This window comes from Proteiniphilum sp. X52 (assembly GCF_003712195.1).
Classification (GTDB): domain Bacteria; phylum Bacteroidota; class Bacteroidia; order Bacteroidales; family Dysgonomonadaceae; genus Proteiniphilum.
Window position 1 is genome coordinate 1 of sequence record NZ_RDSD01000016.1, and the last position, 14,034, is coordinate 14,034.

12 protein-coding genes are annotated in these 14,034 nt (G+C 45.2%); 9 read left to right on the forward strand and 3 right to left on the reverse strand.

Annotation, left to right across the window (positions count from 1 at the left end):
- From istB to D7D25_RS12410, 9 genes are all read left to right on the forward strand, one after another.
- Window positions 1-606: IS21-like element helper ATPase IstB (istB, locus tag D7D25_RS12370; protein WP_122969267.1), on the forward strand; the 606-nt coding region annotated here is incomplete at its 5' end.
- Between the two features lie 64 nt (window positions 607-670).
- On the forward strand, window positions 671-1,249 hold the full coding sequence (locus D7D25_RS12375; RefSeq protein ID WP_122969268.1) for a hypothetical protein: 579 nt from the start codon (window positions 671-673) through the stop codon (window positions 1,247-1,249).
- The gene (locus D7D25_RS18555; RefSeq protein WP_122969269.1) at window positions 1,246-1,368 is read left to right on the forward strand and encodes an NVEALA domain-containing protein; all 123 of its coding nucleotides are present in this window, start codon (window positions 1,246-1,248) and stop codon (window positions 1,366-1,368) included. The genes D7D25_RS12375 and D7D25_RS18555 overlap by 4 nt, the downstream gene beginning before the upstream one ends.
- 227 nt (window positions 1,369-1,595) lie before the next feature.
- The gene (locus D7D25_RS12385) at window positions 1,596-2,735 is read left to right on the forward strand and encodes a 6-bladed beta-propeller (RefSeq protein WP_122969270.1); all 1,140 of its coding nucleotides are present in this window, start codon (window positions 1,596-1,598) and stop codon (window positions 2,733-2,735) included.
- Between the two features lie 446 nt (window positions 2,736-3,181).
- Complete coding sequence (yajC, locus tag D7D25_RS12390) at window positions 3,182-3,502, forward strand: preprotein translocase subunit YajC (RefSeq protein WP_122969271.1); 321 nt, start codon at window positions 3,182-3,184, stop codon at window positions 3,500-3,502.
- Window positions 3,503-3,514: 12 nt separating this feature from the next.
- Complete coding sequence (locus D7D25_RS12395; protein WP_122969272.1) at window positions 3,515-4,510, forward strand: YbbR-like domain-containing protein; 996 nt, start codon at window positions 3,515-3,517, stop codon at window positions 4,508-4,510.
- On the forward strand, window positions 4,507-5,091 hold the full coding sequence (gene coaE / locus D7D25_RS12400) for a dephospho-CoA kinase (protein WP_122969273.1): 585 nt from the start codon (window positions 4,507-4,509) through the stop codon (window positions 5,089-5,091). The genes D7D25_RS12395 and coaE overlap by 4 nt, the downstream gene beginning before the upstream one ends.
- Window positions 5,092-5,223: 132 nt before the next feature.
- Window positions 5,224-5,421: a winged helix-turn-helix domain-containing protein gene (locus tag D7D25_RS12405; RefSeq protein WP_122969274.1), complete on the forward strand. Its 198-nt coding sequence runs from the start codon at window positions 5,224-5,226 to the stop codon at window positions 5,419-5,421.
- A 125-nt stretch (window positions 5,422-5,546) separates the two neighbouring features.
- Window positions 5,547-8,366, forward strand: coding sequence for an FAD-binding and (Fe-S)-binding domain-containing protein (locus tag D7D25_RS12410; RefSeq protein ID WP_122969275.1), 2,820 nt, complete (start codon window positions 5,547-5,549; stop codon window positions 8,364-8,366).
- A gap of 13 nt (window positions 8,367-8,379) precedes the next feature.
- Here the strand turns inward: D7D25_RS12410 and D7D25_RS12415 are convergent, their stop codons facing one another.
- The 3 genes from D7D25_RS12415 to D7D25_RS12425 form a co-directional block, all read right to left on the reverse strand.
- The gene (locus tag D7D25_RS12415; RefSeq protein ID WP_122969276.1) at window positions 8,380-9,252 is read right to left on the reverse strand and encodes a YitT family protein; all 873 of its coding nucleotides are present in this window, start codon (window positions 9,250-9,252) and stop codon (window positions 8,380-8,382) included.
- A 1-nt stretch (window position 9,253) separates the two neighbouring features.
- On the reverse strand, window positions 9,254-12,007 hold the full coding sequence (gene leuS / locus D7D25_RS12420) for a leucine--tRNA ligase (protein WP_122969277.1): 2,754 nt from the start codon (window positions 12,005-12,007) through the stop codon (window positions 9,254-9,256).
- Between the two features lie 85 nt (window positions 12,008-12,092).
- Window positions 12,093-13,895: a long-chain fatty acid--CoA ligase gene (locus D7D25_RS12425; RefSeq protein WP_122969278.1), complete on the reverse strand. Its 1,803-nt coding sequence runs from the start codon at window positions 13,893-13,895 to the stop codon at window positions 12,093-12,095.
- Window positions 13,896-14,034 lie beyond the last annotated feature (139 nt).

Sequence of the window (14,034 nt, forward strand, 5' to 3'; positions counted from 1 at the left end):
CATCAATGGGAAGAACGATTAAATAATAAAATTGAGCGTCTTATCAGACAGGCCGGCTTTAGAGAACAGGCCAGTGTGGCAGATGTTGAGTATAATCAACAACGCAATCTGGATAAAAATATGTTTACCCGCCTGGCCACTCTGGACTTTATTAAACGAAAAGAAAACATCATAATAACTGGAGCATCCGGTACGGGCAAAAGCTATCTTGCTCAAGCTTTGGGATATCAGGCCTGTTTAATGGAATACAAAGTGTTATATGCAAACACCGCCAAACTTATCGGCAGACTCAAACTCAGTAAAATAGACGGCACTTACCTGAAGGAGCTGTCAAAACTAATAAAAACAGATATGCTTATCTTAGACGACTTTGGGCTGCATGCCTTTGACAATCAATCCAGGGAGATATTACTGGATATTATTGACGAGAGGCATAATCAGGCATCAACTATATTGTCCTCACAGATACCGGTATCAGCCTGGTATGATCTGATTGGGGAGCAAACAATAGCAGATGCTGTCCTGGACAGGATGGTAAACTCATCACACAGAATAATACTTAAAGGTGAGTCACTTAGGAAAGGAAAAATAAGTACAACTGAATAAAATTATTAACTTTGCCAATGATCTTTCAAATAGCTAAAAGAACTATGAATTATAGTGGCACGGTTTGACCGAAAAGAGTGGCACTATCAGACCGAAATACACAATTTTTTCTGATGAAGATCTCATATTATCAATAGCAAAATTTAAACCAGAGATTATTATTCGTGATGATTATGTCTATTTTATAAGACCTAGCACTCTTAACTTTTACAGGTTTAAAATTGGCGTATTTGATGTTGAAGAAACAAAAAAAATTGAAGACGATTCTTATCAGATAGAAAAAGTTGACGATGCAAACTACCTTATTAATAACCAAAGAATGAAAGCGTTTGACTACTTGTATAATAATAGTATAACTGATAATATTTTCCTCGTTAAAGATGGACTGATAATAAAAAGTGAAATTGGTAAGTATTATCCAAATGAAAGGAAGAAAATATTAGAAAGAAATAAAAGATTTAATAAATTTCATTTCTATTCATTTTCTAAATTAAAAAATGAAGATGTTGCTTGGATATCTAATGTCTCTTTCAATTCATACAATTATTTAAATTTCAAAGATGATTTGTATGTTATTGAAAATACTTTGAATAATGAAACAGAACAAAGTAAATTGTATAAAATAAATTTTTTAAGCAAATGAAGAAGAAAGTTCTTTCGGGCCTGTTCGCCCTCGCACTCCTGGCAAGCGCAGGTTTTGGAGTGCACAAAAGTATGAACGGTAATGCCGGTCTGAGTGATTTGGCATTGGCCAATGTGTAGGCGCTGGCACAGGTAAGTGGTGAAGATGTTGTTATTACCTGCGGACGATATGAAGGGCGCTGCTGGGCTGGTTTTCCTACTCCATCAGGGCTTCACTTTAACTGTTATTTTACAGGATTACAGAGGGATTATTGTGTATGGGATCCTTTTGGTATTGGTTAGAAATAATAACTCCTAAAATAGATATGGATTTGTTTGTGTGGGATCCATTTCAATAAATTAGCGAGATGAAAAAAACAATAAGCTTTATCCCTATTTTTTTCTTTTTCATGTTATCGCCGTATGGCTGCGGTAAGAAAACAGAAAAAAGGGAAAATACGATTATTTCTGTTGACATAGAAAAGGATCAAAAAGTTTCTTTTAGTGATTTATTTTCCCACATAGAGTTGATTCCTTTAGAAACCAACCCACAATCATTGATAAGGGGAATCAGAAAAGTAATCATCCTTGAAGATATTTTCTATGTTTTCGATTACAATAAAGCTGAAATATTAAGATTTGACGCTTCTGGTAATTATCTAAATAAGATAAGCAACCGAGGAGAAGGTCCTCAAGAATATGTAAATATTGGCGATTTTGAAATAGATGCGGGAGCCAAAACAATAAACGTGTTATCGGCAGTGAATAACAGCATGTATGAGTTCGATCTGAGTGGGAACTTTAAAAGCAAATATAAACTTCCCGAAATAGCGGGCGCATACAAATGTTTCAGAAGTATGAATAATGATACAATAGTGTTTTTTACTTTTGACTACAATAATAGAATCAAGTTTTATTCGAAAGACAAAAAGAAAATAATAAAGGAGTTATTACCCGAAAAAGAAAATATCCTTAACAGATTTGCATATAATGTGTTTCCGTATTCAAATTATCTGCACCGGGCCTCATCAAACCATCTTTTCAGTATTGATAATGATTGCAGTGTCAATATTGGATATTCTTGGGATTTTGGGAGTTTAAACAATACGAAAAGTCAGATAAAAAATATTGAGAAAATATCCCCTAATGAGTTGCAATTCTATTTTTTGAAACTCACCAATTCAGAATTAATCAATCAGATTATCATCTTACACGGAGGTAATTCCCGATTTCTTTTTTCTCAAATATGGAGAAAGGGCAGACATATCAATATTTTCCATGACAAAATAGAAAATAAGAATTTTGTTTTTGAGAAAATGGTGGAAAAGGCTACATTTCATCCGTTATTTTGGCATGACGATTATGTGGTGGGATATTATAGTGATGAGTGGGGTGAAATTGATGATACTCTTCCTGATGAAATATTAGACAGTCATGCCAGAAAAATTAAAGAGAGTATAACTGAATACGATAATCCGGTATTCATAAAATATCACTTTAAAAAGTAATCCTAATGGACAGAAATATTTTCTTTTCACAGATAATCATTTGTTTCATTTGCTTAATGTCCATTTCATCTTGTTCAGATAAAAGAAAAGCCCGACGGAACGGTCCACCAACTGTTGCCCGACACGTCGGCGGAAGTAACCGCCATCACGAATTTTGAGCGCGGGTTGGTGAGGGTTGTGCGAAATCCAAAAGTTAAGCCTGAGAAATTCAAAGAGCTCAAATAATTCAAAACAACACAAATTGTTTTTTCTGATGTGGTGAAAAAGCCTTTTATTTCTGAAACTATTGTTGTACCTTTGTTCTGCAGTATGATGTTATTTGTTTTTTCTTTATCACTGTAAAGATACTGAATGACAAGGGCTTTGCCAAATAAACATGCTGCTTTTTTTCTAAATCACCCATTTATTCAACTTTCGAAAGTCAAGTAATTATAAACACCTAAACAATAATTCTTATGAATGTCTTATTACAAGCAGCCGCTCCCAGCGGCGGTATGGGCGGCACCCTGTTAATGATGGTTGCCATTTTTGCCGTGTTTTATTTCTTTATGATACGTCCCCAGCAGAAAAAACAGAAAGAACTGCAGAAAAGCCGCGAAGCCATGAAAAACGGGGACAAGGTTGTCACTTCAGGTGGTATCCATGGAAGGATCAGAGAAATAGGCGACACATGGTTTTTGGTGGAAGTGGCTGATGGCGTAAAATTAAAATTCGAAAAAGGTTCGGTATACGCCTCACCGGCCGACGTGGCACAACAGACCAAGTAAACCGCGTTTGTGATGGAAGTGAGAGCTATCATCAAGAAATGGCAGCCCGGGATGAAGGCATTTTTCTCCACCTTCCCGTGGAAAAATGTATTGGCCCTTCTCTTCTTCCTGGTGCTGGCTTTTATTTTCTGGTTAATGCTCTTTTTTCAGAAGGAGAATGTGGAAGGCACCTACAGGATACCGTTGAAATACACGAACATCCCCGACGATGTGGTGTTCGATAATCCCCTGCCCCCCTTTTTAGAGGTGAGCGTGGCCGACAATGGCGCGCAGATCTTTCGTCTCGACATGAGAAAAAGAGACTCGCTCGAGATCAATGTCACTGAGATTACCGAAGGAGGCAATAAGGTGCTTCAGGGGAACCAGTACGAGCAGCTTATCCGCAGCCAACTATTCCCCGGCACTAACATAAGAGGTTATTACCCCATGAGTATCTCACTGGCAACCTCCAAACTGCAGAGGAAAGAATTGCCCGTGGTCTTCGACGGAGAAATCACCACAAGCAGGGCCAATTTAGTGGCAGACAGCGCGACCTTCATTCCGGAGGTGGTGATGGCCTACGGCTCCCAGCAATCACTCGATAAACTGAAAGGTGCCGTGACCGAATATACGGTATTCAAAAACCTGAAAGCCACATCCCAGTTACCCATCAGGATAAATAATGTGGGAGGGGTGAAATTCGTGCCTTCACAGGTAGATATATATATTCCCATCCAAGAGTATACCGAACGGACATTTGAAGTGCCCATTACGGTCACCCATATGCCTGCAAGGCTCGATGTGAAATTCTTCCCGTCCCGGGCCAACGTCACTTTTTCGGTCACACTTGAAGCGTACAGGAAAATCGTGCCGGAAGATTTCTCCATAGAGCTCGATTACAGAAAGTTTCATTCTAACGAGGATGGACGGGTGGAACTTGAACTTACCGACAGGCCCTCTTCCGTTATCAATCCGCGGATCTCACCGGCTTCAGTGGAATTCCTGTTTGAAAGCAAGACCGAGAGATGATAAAAATCGGCATCACCGGAGGGATAGGAAGCGGGAAATCAGTCGTATCCGAACTTTTCCGCCTGCATGGAATTCCTGTATACAATGCCGACCAGGAAGCAAAAAAACTGAATGATTCGTCACCTTATATCCGCGGGCAATTGACACAGCAGTTCGGAGAAGATCTTTATGTCAATGACAAACTCAACAGAAAAAAGCTGGCGTCCATTATTTTTCATGATAGTCGCAAATTGGCTTTGGTCAATTCCATTATCCATCCGGAACTGGCCAGGCATTTTACCGAATGGTCCCGGATGCGGGAACATTGCCCGATGGTGATCCTGGATGCCGCCCTCCTTATTGAGGCGGGCTTTCACCACTTCGTGGACAAAGTGGTGATGGTACAAGCTCCGAAAGAGCTTCGTATCGCCAGGGTTATGCAGCGCGACCGTTCGCCACGCCACGAGGTAGAAGCCCGGATGGACAGCCAACTCCCTGAAGAGGAGAAAATAAAGTATGCCGATTATGTAATCTGCAACGACAACAGCCATTCGCTTATCAAACAGGTCTCAGAACTGATGAGAAGAGTAACTGAAAGTTGATAGAAAAGTATTACCTGATTGACCATCATCACTTATTTGTATCATTAACTTTACGAAAACGTTGTTTTTCCGCGAATATAACCGTAACTTTGCGCCGAAATTATTAGGTTATACTATTAAAAATCAAAATGAATGGTTGAACAAATTGGAATCAACGCCGGCAAGGTTTGGACGATTCTGGACGCGAAAGGCCGGCAGAATGTCAAAGAGATCAAAAAAGCGACGAAATTGGCCGATAAAGACCTCTACGCAGCACTCGGATGGCTGGCAAGAGAGGGAAAAGTTGTTTTGGACGCCGAAGAAAAAGAACTCTTCGCGTCATTGAGCTGACAAGTAAAACTCATCGTTTAAATGAAAAAGTGTGTAAAAGCTGTCATTTCAGACAGCTTTTTTCTTGCTACTTCTTCTCCTCCTATGAATTTATCATCTATCTTTACGCAAAAGATACGGATTAAATGAAAACTAAACAATTACGTGACCGGCTCTTACAATTATTCCCTCAAGACCAGGTTTTCACCGATGAACTTTCACGTCTCGTCAAAGGAACGGACGCGGGACTCTACCGGCTTATTCCTAAAGCAGTAGTAAGGGTAGACTCAGAAGAGGAAGTAATTCGTTTATTGGGATTCTGCCGGACAGAAAACCTGCCTGTAACATTCAAAGCCGCAGGCACCAGTTTAAGTGGGCAGACCATCTCCGACTCCATACTAATGGAAGCCGGTAGCGGATTTGAATTTTCCACCATCACCGACGAGGGGCGTACCGCCACATTTGGGTGTGGACTCACCGGTGCCGCGGCAAACCGCGTGTTGATGAGATATAGGCGCAAATTGGGGCCGAAGCCGGCATCTATCAACTCCGCAAAAATCGGCGGGATTATTGCCAACAATGCAAGTGGATCGAGTTACGGGATCCAGCATAACAGCTATAACACGATCCGGTCGATGCGCATTATCTTTGCCGACGGTTCGTTATTAGATACTGCCGACAATGAGAGTTGCCGGACTTTCATCGCCTCTCATCCCCAACTTATCGCGGAAATTGAGCAGTTACACAACGATGCGGTCAGCCATGAAGCGATCCGGAAAAAGATCGCTTCAAAATTTGAAATCAAAAACACGTGTGGTTACGGGGTAAATTCACTGATTGATTTCAATGATCCCATCCAGATTATCCAGCATCTGATGATTGGTTCCGAAGGTACTCTGGGATTTGTCTCACAAGCTACTTTCAAGACGGTGCGCGATGCCCCGATGAAAGCCACGGCAATGATCTATTTCCCCAACCTTCGGGAGGTAAGCAATACCATCATCCCGTTGAGGAGTTGCCAGGTAAGCGCCGCTGAGTTGATGGATCGCAATGCCCTGCGCGCCGTGGAAGATCAGGAGGGCATGCCCGGAGAGCTGAAATCGTTACCGGAGGGTGCGGCCGCATTGCTGATCGACACTTCAGCCGACGACGAAGAGACTTTACTGTCACAGATGGCTGAGATTGAGGAAAAGCTCGCGCATATCAAGACACTTACCCCGATCAGGTTCACCACCGACAAACACCTCTATAATCTCTACTGGAACGTGCGCAACGGACTCTTCACTTCGGCAGCAGCCACCCGGCCTCCGCGCACGGCAAGCATTATTGAAGATGTCGCCTTCAGGGCCGAGTCGTTAGGGGATGCACTCACAGATGTGCGTGAGTTGCTCGTGCGTTCCGGTTATGGAAACGCTGTGATGTGGGGCCATCTGCTCGACGGCAATGTCCATTTCACCGTCTTCCCTGATATCAACACCCCCGAAGAAGTGGAAAAATATGCTGTCTTCATGGAAGAATTGTGCGAATTGGTGGCGGTAAAACACAACGGCAGTCTCAAGGCCGAGCACGGTACAGGACGCAATATGGCTCCCTTTGTGGAAAAAGAGTGGGGTGGCGAAATCCACGATCTGATGAGACGTATCAAAAAAACCTTCGATCCGGCGAACATCCTCAATCCCGGCGTCTTGATCAACGATGACAGGGAGATATTCATCAAGAACCTGAAGCGGATCCCGGAAGCCCATCCGATCATTGACAAATGTATTGAATGTGGTTTTTGTGAAGTGAACTGTCCTTCAAAGAATCTGACCCTTACCCCCCGGCAACGGATTGTAGCCTACCGCCACCTGGCAGAACCGGAGGCATCAGCCACCAAGAAAAGCAAGCCGATCCAGAAGCAGGTGAAAGACATTTCCTATCCTTTGGAAGAGACCTGTGCTACCGACGGGTTGTGCGGACTTGCCTGTCCGGTGAGGATCGACACGGGAAAGCTCGTCAAAGAGTTACGCTGGCAGCAAAACGGCAGATTGGCCAACCGAATGGCCGATATCATTGCCGCCAATATGGCTGGCACGACCTCACTGTTACGCGGACTGATGCCGATTCCCCATTACATAGGAAAGAGCGTGGGATACGGCATAATGGAAAGCGTAACAAAAGGTCTTTACCGGTTAGGCGACGGAGCATTCCCTTTATGGACACGTCATACCCCTTCCGGCAGCAAAAGGATCACGCAGAATATTTTCCCGGCGGGGGCTCCCGACGCTCCCGTGGCGGTCTATTTCCCTTCGTGCATCACACGGGCCATGGGCGGCCCCTCATTCGGCTATCAAGAGGCGGAAGATATACCGCAGAAGATGCTTTCCATATTACGAAAAGCGGGATATACCGTTATCATTCCTGAAGAAAAAAACAGGCTCTGCTGTGGCATGGCTTTTAGCAGCAAGGGATTCCGGAAACAGGCGCAAAAAAAGGAGAACGAGTTGAATGAAGCGCTTCTGAAAGCAAGTCGCGACGGGGAGTTACCCGTCATCTGTGACATGAGCCCTTGTCTGCTACATATGCGTGAAACACTCGACAAGCGGCTTAGATTATACGACCAGGTTGAGTTTATCCACGATTTCTTGCTCGACCGCCTGCAATTTACCAGACAGCCTGTTTCTGTCGCCATACATACCACTTGCAGTTCCACCAAGATGCACCTGGAGGAGAAACTCCATCGCGTGGCATCACGATGCGCGCAAAAAGTGACCCTCCCCGAAAATATTGACTGTTGCGGTTGGGCAGGAGACCGGGGATTTTTCTATCCGGAGCTCAACAACTCGGCCCTTGCGCCGCTGAGAGATAGTATCCGTGATGCCACAGAGGGGTATTCCAACAGCCGGACATGCGAGATAGGATTATCGATAAACAGTGGCATTGCCTACAAATCGATCGTTTATCTGGTAGATAAGGCTACCACCTGATGAGAGAGGATAATTATTTCATTCGGTCGAATCCCTGCCCATAGACGCCTACCACATTACTCTGGGAGATAAAGGCGTTGCTGTCGATCTGTTTTACCAGCCGGAAAATGGAGGTCGACTCCGTTCGTTTGGCCATTACCAGCAGCACTTTCTGCGGTTTTTTGGAATACCATCCAATGCCATCCAGCACGGTACAACCCCGGTGTAATTGCAAATTGATCTGGGTGGCAATCTCTTCATACTTGCTTGAAAAAATAAAGAACTGCACCGATTGGCGAATACCGTTCAACACCCAATCCACTGAAGTGGCCATCACCGCGATAATAATGATTCCGAAAACAATGGTCTCCACACTCCTGAAAATCAGGAAAGAGGAACCCACAATGACAAGGTCGACAAACAACATTGTCCGGCCGGGAGTAATGTTCCGGTATTTATTGATGATAAGCACCACGATATCGGTTCCGCCACTACTACCGTTGACCGACATCACCAAACCCACCCCGGAACCCGCCACGATAGCACCGATCAGTCCGGCTATCAGCGGCTCGTCCATCATAATGGGTTGCCACTGAAAACTCTCGAACATACCGATAAACGCGGAAAGAAACGAGACTCCCACGATAGTCTTTAGTAAGAATTGAATACCCAATACTCTGAAAGCCACCAACAATAGCAAGGCATTCATTACAAACACCATCAACGAAACAGGCAATCCAAAAGCATAATTTAAAAGCACAGCGACTCCCGCAAGTCCACCCATCACGAAATGATGCGGCATAATGAACTGGGTAACCCCCAACGCATACATGAAAGTTCCCAAGGCAATAATCAGGTAATCCTTCCAATAAAACCTTTTCAGACTGAATTCAGGTAATTTTTCCATCTTATATCACCACATTCACAATTTTTTTGGGAACGATAATTATTTTTTTCGGATTTTTGCCTTCTATCCATTTTTGGGAATTGGGATGAACCAACACCGCTTTTTCAATCTCTTCGTTGGTCACATCTGCCGGGAATTCCAGCACAAACCGTGATTTCCCGTTGAAAGAGATCGCGTAGGGAAAAGCATCCTCCTTGAGATACTCTTCATTCCATACCGGCCATCGCGCGTCACATACCGATGTGCTATTACCCAACGTGCGCCAGAGTTCTTCCGCCAAATGCGGCGCAAAGGGGGCAAGGCAAACGGTCAGATCACTCAGGATCGCCCTTTTGGAGCATTTCAATGAGGTCAGTTCATTCGCGCAAATCATAAAAGCGGAAACCGACGTGTTAAAGGAAAAATGCTCGATATCGAACGACACCTTTTTAATCAGTTTATGCAAAGACTTCAACTCTTCCTTGGCAGGCTCCTCGTCGCTCACCGATAAATCCCCCTCCTTATAGAAGAGGCTCCATACTCTTCTCAGGAAACGGTGTACTCCATCGATCCCGTTGGTATCCCACGGTTTGGATTGTTCGAGTGGACCCAGGAACATCTCATAAAGACGGAGGGTATCGGCTCCATACTTTTCCACGATATCATCAGGGTTGACCACGTTGAACATCGACTTCGACATTTTCTCAATAGCCCATCCACAGACATATTTCCCATCCTCCAGGATAAATTCCGCTGTCTTGTACTCGGGGTTCCACTGCCGGAATGCCTCTATGTCGAGGATATCGTGATGCACTATATTGACATCCACATGGATAGGCGTCACCTCATATTGCTCTTTCAGGTTCAGGGAGACGAATTTATTCGTCCCTTTTATCCGGTATACGAAATTGCTTCTGCCCTGGATCATCCCCTGGTTCACCAGCTTCTTGAAGGGTTCCTCTTCGCAGGAAACACCCAGGTCGAACAGGAATTTATTCCAGAAACGGCTGTAGACAAGATGCCCGGTAGCATGTTCCGTCCCTCCTATATAGAGGTCTACGTTACGCCAGTAGCTGTTGGCATCTTCCGATACCAGCGTATTGTCGTTCCGCGGGTCCATATAACGCAGGTAATAGGCCGACGATCCCGCAAAACCGGGCATAGTGTTCAATTCCAGCGGATAACCCTCTCCGGTATGCCAGTTTGCGGCGCGTCCCAACGGAGGTTCGCCTGATTCAGTGGGAAGATATTTATCCACTTCGGGAAGTTCCAAGGGTAATTGACTTTCTTCCAGCGTGTAAGGCATCCCGTCCTTGTAATAAACAGGGAACGGCTCGCCCCAGTAACGTTGTCTGGAGAAAATAGCATCCCGGAGGCGGAAATTGATTTTGCGGTAACCAATCCCTCGTTTCTCCACCTCATCGATAGCCGCGGGAATAGCTTCTTTCACCGTCATCCCGTTCAGGAAGTCGGAATTCATCATAATTCCCTCTTTCGCGTCAAAACTCTCTTCCGATATGTCACATCCTTCAATCAAAGGAATGATGGGCAGGTTGAAATGTCTGGCGAAAGCGTAGTCACGGCTGTCATGCGCGGGCACCGCCATAATTGCACCGGTGCCGTATCCGGCCAGCACGTAGTCAGATATCCATATGGGAAGCTGCTCTCCGGTAAAGGGGTGACAGGCATACGAACCGGAAAACACGCCGCTGACCGACTTGTCGGCCATACGTTCCCGTTCTGTTTTTTTCTTGGTTTTGGCGATATAGTCTTCCACCGCTTCACGCTGTTCACCGGTAGTGAGCTCTTTTACCAGTTCACTCTCGGGAGCGAGCACCATAAACGTCACACCAAAGATCGTATCGGCACGGGTAGTGAAAATATCAAAGGCAATACCCCGGGAGGTTCTGAAATGCATCACGGCGCCCTCACTACGTCCTATCCAATTCCTTTGTGTTTCTTTCAGGGAATCTGTCCAGTCCACCTTGTCAAGCCCATCCAACAGGCGGTGTGCATAAGCCGACACTCGCAGGCACCACTGACGCATCTTTTTCTGTTCCACGGGATATCCGCCGCGAATGGAAAAGCCTTCACTCACCTCGTCATTGGCAAGCACCGTTCCCAGTTCCGGACACCAGTTCACCATGGTATCTCCCAGATAGGCGATACGGTAGTTCATTAATATCTCCTGTTGTTTTTTTTCGGACATGGCATTCCACGCTTCGGCGGTAAATTCCATCGGCTCGTTACAGGCAAGGTCGAGTCCCCGGGTCCCCTGTCGGGAAAACAGCTCTGTCAGTTCGGCAATGGGACGGGCCTGTTGCGCCTGATTGCAATAGTAGGAATGGAACATACGGATAAATGCCCACTGCGTCCACTTGTAGTAGCCAGGATCGCAGGTTCGCACTTCACGGCTCCAGTCGTAGGAGAACCCAATTTTATCGAGTTGTTCGCGATAACGTTTGATATTGCTTTCCGTGGTAATAGCCGGATGTTGTCCGGTTTGAATGGCATACTGCTCTGCCGGCAACCCATAGGCATCATACCCCATAGGATGCAGCACATTGAATCCCTGCGACCTTTTATATCTTGAAAAGATATCCGACGCAATATATCCCAGTGGATGCCCCACATGCAATCCCGCCCCCGAAGGATAAGGGAACATATCGAGCACGTAAAACTTGGGTTTCGACCGGTCTTCGGTCACTTTATACGTCTGGTGGTCAATCCAGTATTGCTGCCATCGTCTTTCTATTTCCCTGAAATTGTAATCCATCCCTTTTCGCTTTAAAAAACTGCAAATATAGCGAAAGCCGAGAGAAAAGCCAAACTTGTTTGAGCTTTTCCGAGGCGCGTTTCAATTACACATAGAGTCCATCAATCACATCGGCGTATCTTTCCAGAATCACTTTTCTCCGCAGTTTAAGTGTATTGGTCAACTCACCGGTTTCCATCCGGAATGGCTCGGACAGCAGGGCGAAACGCTTAATTTTCTCATAGGAGGTGAATTGCGCCTGCAACAATTCGATCCGGCCGAAAATAAAAGCATTGATTTCGGGGTTATCCACCAACTCTTCCGTCGAGTCAAACGGGATACCCTGTTCGCGGGCATACGACCTGAGCGCGTCATAGTTGGGAACGATCAACGCACTTACAAATTTCCGCTGATCTCCAATCACAGCCACCTGGTCGATATATTTATCTTCGCCGATACGTGTTTCGATCATTTGCGGCGCGATATATTTCCCATTGGAAGTCTTGTAGAGATCTTTGATCCGTTCGGTGAGGATGATCTCATTATTTTCCGTGAGGGAACCGGCGTCCCCGGTTCGGAAATAACCATCTTCGGTGAAAGCGGCTTTGGTTGCCTCCGGCTTATTGTAATAGCCGCGGGTTACTGTTGCCCCTTTCACCAGTATCTCATTGTTGTCCCCTATCTTCACTTCCATGCCAGGCATCACTTTTCCGACCGTACCTATACGGAACCCCTTGGCGGGGAAACAACTTACAGTGGCGGTCGTTTCGGTCAGGCCGTAACCATACATAATATGCACATCAATCGACTGCATGAATTCGTTGATGGTGTCCGACAAGGGAGCACCGGCTACGGGGAAGAAATTCCCCCGGTCGATTCCCACGACCCGCTTTATCAGATAAAAAACCGTATGCTTGTAAATAAAAAATTTGAGCCGGTTACCGATCGGCGGTTTTTTCCCTTGGTTCACAAAATCCAGGTTATGCCGTCGTCCCGTCTTGACAGCATCAATAAACAACCACCTTGTGATGCCGGAAGCACCGTCCATCTTCTCTTTCACGCCGTCATACACCTTTTCCCAAAAACGGGGGACGTTGCTCATCACCGTGGGACGCACCTGCTTAATCGTCTCCCTGATTTCTCCCGGCTCCTTATTCACGGCAATGGTCACGCCTTTACACAGGCAGTAATAACTCCACGCCTTTTCAAATATATGAGTAAGAGGAAGAAAACACATCGAGAGGTCCTTGTCCGACAAATGGGTGATCCGGATATCATGTATCCTGAATATTTCCGAGAAGTTGGCATGGGTCAGCATCACTCCTTTCGGCTCTCCGGTAGTACCCGATGTATAGATAATAGTGGCCAGATCATTGTTGTCCAATTGCTTCAACCGGGCATTCACCAATGCTTGTGACTCCGAATTATCACCTGTGGTAATAAAATCATCAAAATAGACCGACGTCTTGTCGTCGGGTTTCAACACCACATTCCTGTCGAAGACTATCAGTTTTTCCAGAAAACGACTTTCTTGCCGCACTTTATATGCATTGTTATATTGAAACTGCTCGCCCACAAAGAGCAGCTTTATCTGAGAATCGTTCACAATATAGTCCACCTGCCTGGGAGACGAAGTGGCATACATCGGCACCATCACAGCCCTGTTGGCATACACGGCGAAATCGCTGATCAGATACTTTTCCATATTCTGAGAGTATATCCCGACATTATCACCCGGTTTGAGGGTCATCTCGGCCAAGGCCTGGGCAGCCTTTATGATCTTATCCGAAAGATTGTTCCACGACAAATGCAACCATTCGCCCCCCGGCCCCTGATACATGATCGCTGTTTTATTTCCGTATTTCCGAGCCTGTTTGTGAACAAGTCCGCCTAAATGAGAATATGCCATTGTCTTGAGTTTAATCCAGTCAAAAATACATCTTTTATCCGGTTATCTCTCAAAAATGCACTTTTTTTTGTTTTCTCCTCTCCTGAGTTGTATTATCTCTATTTTACTTAACAATCTAAAAACTCGGGGATTAATTAAC

Coding starts and splice junctions, on each gene's coding strand:
- D7D25_RS18555 (WP_122969269.1), top strand. CDS start 1,246: ATGAAGAAGAAAGTTCTTTCGGGCCTGTTCGCCCTCGCACTCCTGGCA.
- D7D25_RS12385 (WP_122969270.1), top strand. CDS start 1,596: ATGAAAAAAACAATAAGCTTTATCCCTATTTTTTTCTTTTTCATGTTA.
- D7D25_RS12395 (WP_122969272.1), top strand. CDS start 3,515: ATGGAAGTGAGAGCTATCATCAAGAAATGGCAGCCCGGGATGAAGGCA.
- coaE (WP_122969273.1), top strand. CDS start 4,507: ATGATAAAAATCGGCATCACCGGAGGGATAGGAAGCGGGAAATCAGTC.
- D7D25_RS12405 (WP_122969274.1), top strand. CDS start 5,224: ATGGTTGAACAAATTGGAATCAACGCCGGCAAGGTTTGGACGATTCTG.
- D7D25_RS12410 (WP_122969275.1), top strand. CDS start 5,547: ATGAAAACTAAACAATTACGTGACCGGCTCTTACAATTATTCCCTCAA.
- D7D25_RS12415 (WP_122969276.1), bottom strand. CDS start 9,252: ATGGAAAAATTACCTGAATTCAGTCTGAAAAGGTTTTATTGGAAGGAT.
- leuS (WP_122969277.1), bottom strand. CDS start 12,007: ATGGATTACAATTTCAGGGAAATAGAAAGACGATGGCAGCAATACTGG.
- D7D25_RS12425 (WP_122969278.1), bottom strand. CDS start 13,895: ATGGCATATTCTCATTTAGGCGGACTTGTTCACAAACAGGCTCGGAAA.